Origin of the sequence: Roseimaritima sediminicola, assembly GCF_009618275.1 — a bacterium.
Taxonomy (GTDB): domain Bacteria; phylum Planctomycetota; class Planctomycetia; order Pirellulales; family Pirellulaceae; genus Roseimaritima; species Roseimaritima sediminicola.
On record NZ_WIAD01000123.1, the window covers coordinates 1 to 1,378 of the forward strand.

A 1,378-nucleotide genomic window follows, 5' to 3' on the forward strand; every position below is an offset into this window, starting at 1 on the left:
TCGCCGCAGTGCCGCCGCAGCATTCAAGCGCCGCACCGCTGTGGCTTTGACCAGCGGACTCGAGGATTGACTGCACAGCCAGCGAGAAAAACCCGTTTTCCGAGCACTGAGCATGGAGCCACGTGCTGTAAAACTACGCTTCGCGCTCCTCCAGTGCCGCTATCATGCTCCTGCACGCCACCACCTGCCCCTCACAAACCCCGTCAGACCAACCAAGACGCCCTGGCCGGGAATTGCTGCCCCACGGCGACCGTTTGATTCCTCACACCGACACGCAAACGATGATGTTAACTTCTAACAAGGTAACAAGGGAGAAAAAATGAAGTCGTTTTTCAAGACAGGGACCAAAAAGATTTTCGCGAGTCTGCTATATCGCCATCGACCAATTGGATTAAGTGCAGGCAAACTATACCTGTATCTCGATGCGATCTATCAGACTCGTGACGTGCCGGGTGATGTGGTTGAAGTAGGTTGCAATCTTTGTGGAACGTCAGTGCTAGGCTACCAAATGATTCGCAAACTCGGCCTGGAACGAACCTATCAATGCGTCGATACATTTGGGGGCTTCGTGAACAGCCAATACTCGAAGGACGTGGAGCTTGGAAACAGCATGAACAAACGCGATTCCTTCTCCGCAAACAGCATTGATCTCGCGAGGAAAGTGCTTGACATTCATAATGCGGAAGACATCGAGTTAATAAGGGCCGATATCGTTTCGATGGAAGAGCAGCGCTTACCGTATAAGATTGCAGTTTCACTTCTCGACGTCGACTTGTACGAGCCGATACTTTCGGGATTAGAAAAAATCTACCCACGACTGGCCTCTGGGGGACGAATCTTGGTAGACGATTGCGGACGAGCCGACGGCTGGCAAGCTGGAAAAGCGGTTAGGGCGTATTGCGAGAAGAACGTCATAGATTTTCGTATTGAGTTTGGAATGGCAGTGATTGATAAACCTCTTGCGTAGCGGATCGGCCGACGATAGCTCGAGCAATTGTCAGATGCTTCGTTCTGCGTTTATGAATTAGGCGACGGTATCAATCTGCAAGATTCCGTCTTTGAAGGAACGTCCTTTGATGACTGTGCTGCCTCTCTTGAAATTGGAAATCCGCTAAAAGTGAGCTATTTTCACTTGAGGAGATTTCACAATGCCCCGAAAACGACGATCCTTTTCGGCTGCTGAGAAGGCTGCCGCTGTACGCAAGCATCTTGTCGACAAAGTTCCCGTCTCGCAGATCGCTGACCAGATGAAGGTCCAGCCGACATTGATTCACAATTGGGTCAACGCGGCGATGTCCCAGCTCGAGCGGGCCTTCGAGAGCCCCCGAACGTAACCGTTCACGGCCCGGTGAGCTAAATTTGAAAATTGCCCTGGACT

The 1,378-nt window shown here is 51.4% G+C and carries 2 protein-coding genes; both read left to right on the forward strand.

Going from position 1 to position 1,378, the window contains the following annotated elements; all coding sequences use genetic code 11:
- Nucleotides 1-319: 319 nt before the first annotated feature.
- Nucleotides 320-967 carry a TylF/MycF/NovP-related O-methyltransferase gene (locus GE027_RS22530; protein ID WP_153559483.1) on the forward strand — a complete coding sequence of 216 codons (648 nt, stop codon included), beginning with the start codon at nt 320-322 and terminating at the stop codon, nt 965-967.
- Nucleotides 968-1,148: 181 nt separating this feature from the next.
- Nucleotides 1,149-1,334 (forward strand): transposase, encoded by a 186-nt coding sequence (locus GE027_RS22535; protein ID WP_153559484.1) that lies wholly within the window; start codon nt 1,149-1,151, stop codon nt 1,332-1,334.
- Nucleotides 1,335-1,378: the final 44 nt, after the last annotated feature.